The following is an 8,806-nucleotide window of genomic DNA, read 5'->3' as shown; positions in this document are numbered from 1 at the left end:
CCCGCCGTTACCGCCACCGCCGTGTCCACCTCCACCTCCGCCGCTGCCTCCGCCGCTGCCTCCGCCACCCCCACTTCCACCTTCCTTGGCCTGAACACTCGACACCCCGGACAGGCTGTCCGGAATCAATACGGTAGACGCGGACAGGACTGCGCCGATGGCCATGGCGAGCACGAGCTTTTGAATGTGCATATCGTTCTCCGTCTTTGTTGTCTGGGTTGGGAACGTGGAATTGCGTTGTTGCGTGGGATCCGACCCGTTCCCGAGGTCAGTGGATACTGGAAGCCAGTTCGAAGATCGGGATGTACATCAGGATCACGATCACCCCGATCAACAGGCCGATGAAGGTCATGAGCAGCGGTTCGAACAACCGCACGAACCACTCGATCCAGCGGCTGATTTCCTCGTCGTAGAAATCGGCGCTGCGTTCCATCATTTGTCCCAGGTTGCCGGACTGTTCACCGGCGCGCAGCAGGCGCAGGGACACGGGCGTCACCAGATGGTTGAGCTCAAGGGCAGTGGACAGCGACTGCCCCTCGCGCACCCGCTCGCAGGCCTGGTCCAGCCGCGCTCGCGAGGCCACGGTGAGCAGGCCGCGCACCATGCCCATGGCCGTCACCAGTGGAATCCCGCCTTGCAGCAGAATCCCCAGTGACCGGTAAAACCGCGCCAGCTCATACATGAAAATCCGCTGGTGCACGGCGGGCAGTTTCTCCACCAGCCGATCCAGCCCACGGCGAAACGCCGGTTGTTTCTGCAGCACGGCGAGGGCGATGACAATCGTCGCCAACAGGCCGAAAAACTCGCCCTGATGCGCGTGCAGAAACATGCCGCTGCTCATCAGGATCTGCGACAGCCACGGCAGGTTCGAGCCCAGCCCTTCGAACACCAGGCTGAAGCGCGGCACCACGTAGCCCATCAGAAACAGCACCACGCCACCGCCGACCACCAGCAACAACAGCGGGTAGATCGAAGCGCTGACGATCTTCTGCCGCACCTCGTCCATGCGCTGGCGATAGCTCACGTAACGGCCCAGCGCATCGCCGACCGCGCCGGTCTTCTCGCTGGACTGCACCAGCGCCACGTACAAGGGCGGGAACACCGCCGACAACTGGCCCAACGCCTGGGAGAACGATTTGCCTTCGTACAGCAGCCGCACCAGCTCGCTCAGGGTTTTGCGGGCGGCGGGGGCGGTTTCTTTTTCGGCCAGGCTTTCCAGCGCATCGATCAGCGGCAGGCCGGCGTTGAGCAGGGTGGTCAGCTCCTGGCTGAACAGCACCAGATTGAAGGTTTCACGCTTGCTCAGGCGCAACGAACGCCAGTGGCGCTCAACGTGCAGGCTGACCACGCGCAAGCCCTGATCCTCGGCGATGCGCCGCGCTTCACTCTGGCCGGGCGCCTCGACGCTCAGCGACACCACCCCGGCCTTGCCCACTGCTTTGAGTTGAAATCGCATGCCGTGAGCTCCGCTTATTGCCAGTTGGTGACTTCGGCGTTTTCGCCTTCACCACCGGGCTGGCCGTCCTTGCCCATCGAGAGCAGGTCGTACTCGCTGTTTTCGCCGGGATAGCGGTAGGTGTAGTTACGCCCCCACGGATCCTGCGGCAGTTTTTTCTGCAAGTACGGGCCGGTCCATTTGGCTTCGTCGCTCGGTGCGGTCACCAGCGCCTGCAAGCCTTGTTCGGTGGACGGGTAGTGGCCGACCTCCAGCCGGTACAGATCCAGCGCCTTGCTCAGGCCTTCGATCTGCGCCTTGGCGACCTTCACTTCGGAGCGCCCCAGCTGGGCGAAATATTTGGGCGCGACGATCCCGGCCAACAGGCCGAGCACCACCAGCACCACGAGCAATTCGAGCAGGGTGAAACCGCGCTGGGCACGCGGACGAACATGCAGCTTCATGATGACCTCCCGTGAATGGCAGTCGTGTCGCCGAAAGGGCTTATGCAATTGCCATGCTCAGCCCCCGATAAATTCGGCTGTCGGGCTGGAGCCCTTGTAATACGGGCTTTTCCAGAGTCGGCACAGTGCTTGCGTACGGCTGGATGACGACGGGTCAGTGGGGCATTTCCCCCAATTTTTCGGGGCCTGTCAGGGGAGGCCCAATGATCCATTCATTCACTGCAGGACTGCTCGGCTGCTTGATGCTGAGTGGCGTCGCACAAGCCGATGTCTTCGTATCCGTCGACGCCAAGGGCAGCTATGTGCTGTCCAACGTCCACCGTCCCGGACGCACTTACGAGCGGGTGATTCGCGAGTCCGATGCGCCACTGGTCAGCCTTGACCGGCAACCGCAATTGATCGCCAACCAGCCCTACGCCGAGCTGGTGTCAGCTGCCGCTACCGCCAATCAACTGCCCGAAGCCTTGCTGCATGCGGTGATCAAGTCCGAATCCAACTACAACCCCGGCGCCACCTCGCCCAAGGGCGCCGGCGGACTGATGCAACTGATGCCCGGCACCGCGCGGGACATGGGCGTGACCGACGTCTACGACCCCAAGGCCAACATTCAGGGCGGGGCCAAATACCTCAAGCGCCTGATGAACCTGTTCGACAACGACATTGCCCTGGCCGTGGCGGCCTACAACGCCGGGCCGGACGCGGTGCTCAGCCGGGGCCGGGTGATCCCGCCGTTCGCCGAAACCCAGCGTTACGTGCCCAGCGTTTTGCGTCAGTACCGGCGCCTGCAGGGGCTGGCGGTGGACGCGCCGTTGTAGGCCCCTCGGGTTTTCCCCACTTTCGGGGCAAACCCGAGGGGCCCGGAAAGTGGGGAATCGGGTGGGGAATACCCCCCGGATTCTCAAGTGACCTGTGTAACCGATTGAGTTGGAACGACATTTTTTGTGGCATGCGGATTGCTCCAAGGGATTTATCGAGAATCGTTCCCTGTGAGCACCCACTACGAGGTTTCCGATCATGGTTGGCATTCACCACGCACCGCCCCTTTTGAACTGGCTGCTGTTGCTGGCCTCGATGCTCAGTGTCGAACTGGCCAGCGCCACCGTGCGCTGTGAGCGCAATCTGGTGGCCAATGTGGTCGCCTTCGATCAACCGCTGATGTTCAACCGCCTCGGTGCGCAGAATGCCAACGGCATGATGTACGCCCTGCGCCGCGATGTGGTGGATGAGCATGAGGTTTCGCTGGCCAATGGCGGCAGCGCGGTGCCGGGCAAGGTGTCGCTGCGGCCGGACAAGCGCCCGCGGCCGTTGGTGCTGCGGGTGGCTGCCGGTGATTGCCTGACGGTCAACCTGCAGAACCTGCTCGATTACCAGGCCAACCCGAACAAGCATTTCGAAGCACCTGAAGGTGAGGAGGGCACCGAGAACGCCAACGGCGCCGATGCTTTCAAAGTCGACGAGCAGGTCGCCGACCGCCACGTCGGTTTTCAGGTCAACGGCCTGCAAGCGGTGAACAGCATCGACGACATTTCCTCCTACACCGGGCGCAACGCCAACACCCTGGTGCCACCGGGGGCGAGCCGTTCGTATGTCCTGTACGCCGAGCGCGAAGGGGCGTTTGCCGTCAGCAGCCGTGGCGCGACATTCGGTGGAGAGGGCGCGGCCGGCAACACTGCCAATGGCCTGTTCGGCCAGGTCGTGGTGGTGCCGAAATCAGGACGCACCTATCGCAACACCCTCACTGAAGAAGAAATGCGTCTGGCCACCACCGGCCGCACACCGGCCGGCCACCCCATCGTCGATTACCAGGCCCGCTACCCGCAGCGCGAACCGTGGTTGAGTGAAGGCAAGGCCGGCACGCCGATCATCAGCATGGTCGACGGCAACGAAATCATCTCCAGCGAAAGCGATGCGATCGTCATGGGCAGTAATGCCGATGGCAGTTTTGCCCCCAGCACCTATCCGCTGGAATCGTTGGGCAAACGCAACCCGGCGATCCCCAACCGCCTCGAGCCGTTTCGCGATTTCGCCTCGCAGTTCCAGGACGAAACCGCCGCTACCCAGGCATTCCCCGCCTACTGGGCCGACCCGGTCATGGCCCATGTGCTGGAGCCGACCCGCGACTCGTTCATGATCAACTACGGTTCCGGCGGCATGGGCGCTGAAGTGGTCGCCAACCGCCTCGGCGTGGGCCCGATGCACGATTGCCTGTCGTGTGCCTACGAAGAATTCTTCCTCAGCTCGCACACCGTCGGTGACGTGGCGATGCTGGTGGACGTGCCGGCCAACACCGGGCTCGAGAACATCGCTCCCGGCCAGACCCCAAGCGCCGATCAGGTCGGCGTCAAGGCCACCATGGCCCTGTATCCGTCGGAGCCGTCGAACGTCAACCACAGCTACATCGGTGACTTCGTCAAATTCCGCAACACCCACAACGGGCACGAGCAGCACATCTTCCACCTGCACGGCCATCAGTGGCTGTTCAACCCCAACGACGACAACTCCGATTACGTCGATGCCCAAGGCATCGGCCCCGGGGCCGGCTATACCTACGAAATCGCCAACGGCGGCTCCGGCAACCGCAACCGGGTGGCCGGCGATGCGATCTATCACTGCCACTTCTACCCGCATTTCGCCCAGGGCATGTGGTCCATGTGGCGGGTGCACGATGTGTTCGAAGAAGGCACCCGGCTGGAAGTCTCGCAACAGGGCGCCGATGGTTATCACAGCGAACCTTACGCCCTGCGCAGCGGTAAACCGGCCGTCGGTGCCCGCGCGTTGCCGGATGGCGAGATCATCGCCGGCACGCCGATTCCTGCCGTTGTGCCGCTGCCCGGCAAAGCCATGGCCCCGATGCCGGGCAAAGTGGTGGTGGTGCCGAAAATCGGTGAAGCCCTGGTCGCCGGCCACGATGACGACGATGACGAAGAAGAGGGCGATGACGACGGCGAACACCACGGCGGTAACAGTGGATCGCAGGCCATTGGTTCCCTGGCACTGGTCGATCGCAGCGAAGCCAACCGCAACGCCGACGGCAGCCTGAAAAACCCTGGCTATCCATTCTGGATCGGCGGCATGGAAAGTTCGGTGGGTCAGCGTCCGCCAACCCCACCGCTGGACATGCTCGACGCCGCCACTGCGCAATCGTTGAAAGCCAGCGGCAAAGCGTTGTGGGCCAACCTCGAGCCGAATCAGTCCGGCGGCTGGGATGGCGGCTTGCAGCGGCACGCCCTCGACGGGGTGTCGGCCGGCGGTGAGGCGTACACCGTGACCACCTCGCTGGACTTCTCCAAGCAAGTCACCCGCGCCAAACCGATTTACCTGCCGGAAGAGGGCACCGAAGTGGAACAGGCCGCGATGGCGTTCCACGCGAAGAAGGATCACCCAAGCTTCGCCTTGCTGCCCGGCAATCAGATCGTGGCCAAGGCCTTCCGCACCAACGGCGCCTTGCCGATGGCCGGCGCGCCTTACTACGAACCGTGCATGGACGACCGGCAAAAACGCCTGACCAGCAGCGCCGGCACCGGTGAATTTGCCAGCGGCGATCGGCTGGACGGCATGTCCTTCGTCGGCGCCTCGACCTTCACCGCCGACCGGCCGCGGATCTACAAGGCCGCCAACATCCAGTTCGACGCGGTGTACAACAAAGTCGGCTACCACTTCCCGCAAGCCCGCATTCTGGCGCTGTGGGAAGACGCCTGGCCAGTGATCACCAAGCAGCGGCCGCCAGAGCCGCTGGTGATGCGCATGAACACCTTCGACTGCGTGCAATACCAGCAAACCAACCTGGTGCCTGCCACCTACGAGATGGACGACTATCAGGTGCGCACCCCGACCGACGTGATCGGCCAGCACATTCACCTGCCGAAGTGGGATCTGACCTCCGCCGACGGTTCCTCCAACGGCTGGAACTATGAGGACGGCGTGCTCTCGCCCGGTGCCGTTCAGGAACGCATTCATGCGATCCGCGAATTCAACCAGTGCGAGGGCACCGACCCGCGCGACGGCACCCAGGCGTGCCCGAAAGCCAAGGCGCATCCGTTCTTCGGCCAATTCGGACGCAGTGACTGGATGGGCGCGCGCACGGCCATGCAGCGCTGGTTCGTCGACCCGGTGGTCAATGCCAAGGGCGTGGATCGGGGGCTGGGCACCATCTTCACCCACGACCACCTAGGCCCATCGACCCATCAGCAGATCGGCCTGTACGCCACGGTGCTGGCGGAACCGGCCGGTTCCACCTGGTTCCACGCCGAAACCGGCGAGCCTCTGTACAGCGGCGCGCGGCAGGACGGCGGGCCGACCTCGTGGCAGGCGGTGATCAACACCGGCGACCTCGACGGCGACGGCAAGAACGACAGCTTCCGTGAGTTCTTCCTCGAATACAGCGACTTCCAGCACGCCTACGAAGCCGGTGTGTACGTGGGCGCCGGCCCCAACGGCGTGCCGAATCCGCAAGCCTTCCCGGCTACCGCCGACAGCTTCCGCTACGCGATCAACCCGCCGGTGCGCAACAACGCCAGCACCCTGCTCGAAGGCGTGCTGGAAGTGCAGGGCGGTCAGGTGCCGGGCTGCCCGAGCCGGCCTTGCCCGCAAGCGATCTCCGTGGATGACCCGGGCATGTTCGTCGTCAACTATCGCAACGAGCCGCTGGCCCTGCGGGTCTACGATCCGAACAAGGTCGGCCCGGACGGCAAGCGCGGCATGCAGGCTGACGGCCTCGGCGGCGATCTGGCCTACGCCATGCAAAGCCGTACCGACCGGGCGATTCCGGCGATGAACCTGGCGCCGAACCTGGTGACGGCCGCCACTGGCCCGACCGGCGGCACCACCCTGTTCCCGCCGCACATCAACAAGGGCGGCAGCGAGCCGGGCGACCCGTTCACCCCGATGCTGCGTACCTACACCGGCGACAACGTGCGCCTGCGGGTGCATGCCGGCGGCCACGAAGAGGAGCACAACGTCACCCTGCATGGCGTGAAATGGCTGCAGAGCGGTTCCGGTTTCGGCAACAGCTCCAACTCCGGCTGGCGCGCCTCGCAGATGATCGGCATCTCCGAACAGATGGGCTTCATTGCACCGGTGTCGATGCTCTCCAGCTCTGCCGCCACCACAGGCGACTATCTGTACTCGATGGACGCTTCGATTGAAGGCTACTGGAGCGGGATCTGGGGCGTGATGCGTAACTACACGGCCAAGCGCAATGATCTGTTTGCGATCCCCAACAATCCGAGCCCGGCCGCCATGCGCAACACAGTCGCGTTCGAGGGCAGTTGCCCACGCTATGGCGCCAACCCTAACGGCATCGGCACACGGCCGACGGTGCAGCGCAACTATGAAGTGGTCGCGGCGCTGGCCAATGACATCCTCGGCAATTCGCTGGGCTTGAGCATCGGCGATTCTGCCGGGCTGGGGCAGCATGTCGGCGGGCCGCTGAATCCGGCGGGCGGCACCCTGGTGCTGAACTCGCGCACGGTGAGCATCCCGCAGGTCACGGTCACTGATCCGGAGGACGGCGAGACCATCACCATTGGTGGTCAGAGTGGGCCGCTGCATGATCCGACGGCGATCCTGTACGTGCGCAAATCCGACCTCGATCCGGTCAGCGGCAAGCTCAAACCCGGCATTCCGGTCGAACCGCTGGTGCTGCGCGCAGCGGCCGGGGACTGCATCAATATCACCCTGGAAAACCGTCTGCCGAGCGTGATGCCGGACCTGACCCAGACCGCGGTGATGCAAGGCATCGTCAAGCGCGACCGCAACAGTGGCCTGGGCTCGACCACCTTCAGCAACAACCTGATGCGGCCGTCCAGCCACGTGGGGCTGCACGCGCAACTGCTGGCCTACGACATCACCAAATCCGACGGTGCCAACGTCGGCGCCAACCCGATCCAGACCGTGCCGCCACGGGTTGGCAGCAGCGGTGCCTACCCGACCCGTACCTATCAGTACTACGCCGGGCACCTGGAGCGTGAAGGCAAACCGGTCACCCAACTGGGGCGCAGTGTCGACAACATCAACGCCACGGCCGTGGAGTTCGGTGGCCTGAACATCACCCCGGCGGATGTGATCAAGCAACCACAAAAAGGCCTGGGTGGGGCGATGAGCATCCTGCCGATCGGCGCGACCTGGGTCGAGGATGCGCGCAAGGTCAACGCCACGGTCACCGCACCGGGGCAGACGACTTACCGTGACTTCGCGATGGTCTGGCACAAGGCGCTGAATACTCGCTGGGCCAATGGCCGGCCGGTCGAAGGCATCGCTGCCGAGGGCTTCGGTGTGCCGACCGATCCGCAGGACAACTCGAGCATGGCCATCAACTACAAGACTGAACCTTTGTGGTATCGCTTCGGCCTCGCCCCGGATGCGCCGTTTGGCCGTGCCGATGGCGCGGGTTACGGCGACATGACCCATGCGCACATGGCCTACAGCAATGCGCTGGTGGGCGGCGATCCGCAGACGCCGGTGCTGTATGCCAAACCCGGTCAACCGTTGCGTACGCACATCCTGATGCCGAGCGGCGGCAGTCGCGGCACGACGTTCCAGCTCGACGGGCACGTCTGGTCGCTCAACCCGTTCCAGGCCGAGAAGAGCGACACCGGCGGCTACCCGATGGGCACGCCGGGCGTGGGTTCGGTGCGCTTCGGCTACAACCCGATGTCGATTTACATCGGCGCTCACGAGAGCATCCTGCCGGCAGCGCACTTCAGCTTCATGATCCCGAGCGCCGGGGGCAGCAACGCGATACCGGGTGACTACCTGTTCCGCGATTACGGCGCCTATGGCAACACCTCGGGACTGTGGGGATTGCTGCGGGTGACCAATGAGCCGGAGCCGGCGCCGCCTGCTCAGTAGGTGCCAATGCGCGACCTGTGGGAGCCGGTGAACCCGCTCCCACAGGTGGGGAAAGGTG

4 protein-coding genes and 1 pseudogene are annotated in these 8,806 nt (G+C 64.2%); 2 read left to right on the top strand and 3 right to left on the bottom strand.

Translation table 11 applies throughout. The features are described from left to right. The 3 genes and pseudogenes from L6D81_RS25135 to gspG form a co-directional block, all read right to left on the bottom strand. Window positions 1-192 (bottom strand): annotated as a pseudogene (locus L6D81_RS25135) (hypothetical protein); the annotation flags it as partial. Between the two features lie 76 nt (window positions 193-268). Next, window positions 269-1,456 (bottom strand): type II secretion system F family protein, encoded by a 1,188-nt coding sequence (locus L6D81_RS25130; RefSeq protein WP_236182362.1) that lies wholly within the window; start codon window positions 1,454-1,456, stop codon window positions 269-271. A 14-nt stretch (window positions 1,457-1,470) separates the two neighbouring features. Beyond that, the gene (gspG, locus tag L6D81_RS25125; RefSeq protein WP_236182361.1) at window positions 1,471-1,899 is read right to left on the bottom strand and encodes a type II secretion system major pseudopilin GspG; all 429 of its coding nucleotides are present in this window, start codon (window positions 1,897-1,899) and stop codon (window positions 1,471-1,473) included. Window positions 1,900-2,102: 203 nt separating this feature from the next. On the opposite strand from gspG, the gene L6D81_RS25120 reads away from it, so the two are divergent. Both L6D81_RS25120 and mnxG read left to right on the top strand, forming a co-directional pair. Further along, on the top strand, window positions 2,103-2,714 hold the full coding sequence (locus tag L6D81_RS25120; RefSeq protein WP_236182360.1) for a lytic transglycosylase domain-containing protein: 612 nt from the start codon (window positions 2,103-2,105) through the stop codon (window positions 2,712-2,714). 199 nt (window positions 2,715-2,913) lie between these two features. Then, window positions 2,914-8,748: a manganese-oxidizing multicopper oxidase MnxG gene (gene mnxG, locus L6D81_RS25115; protein WP_236182359.1), complete on the top strand. Its 5,835-nt coding sequence runs from the start codon at window positions 2,914-2,916 to the stop codon at window positions 8,746-8,748. Window positions 8,749-8,806: the final 58 nt, after the last annotated feature.

It is taken from the genome of Pseudomonas sputi (genome assembly GCF_021603585.1).
GTDB lineage: Bacteria > Pseudomonadota > Gammaproteobacteria > Pseudomonadales > Pseudomonadaceae > Aquipseudomonas > Aquipseudomonas sputi.
This window is presented reverse-complemented; position numbering and strand designations above follow the sequence as displayed.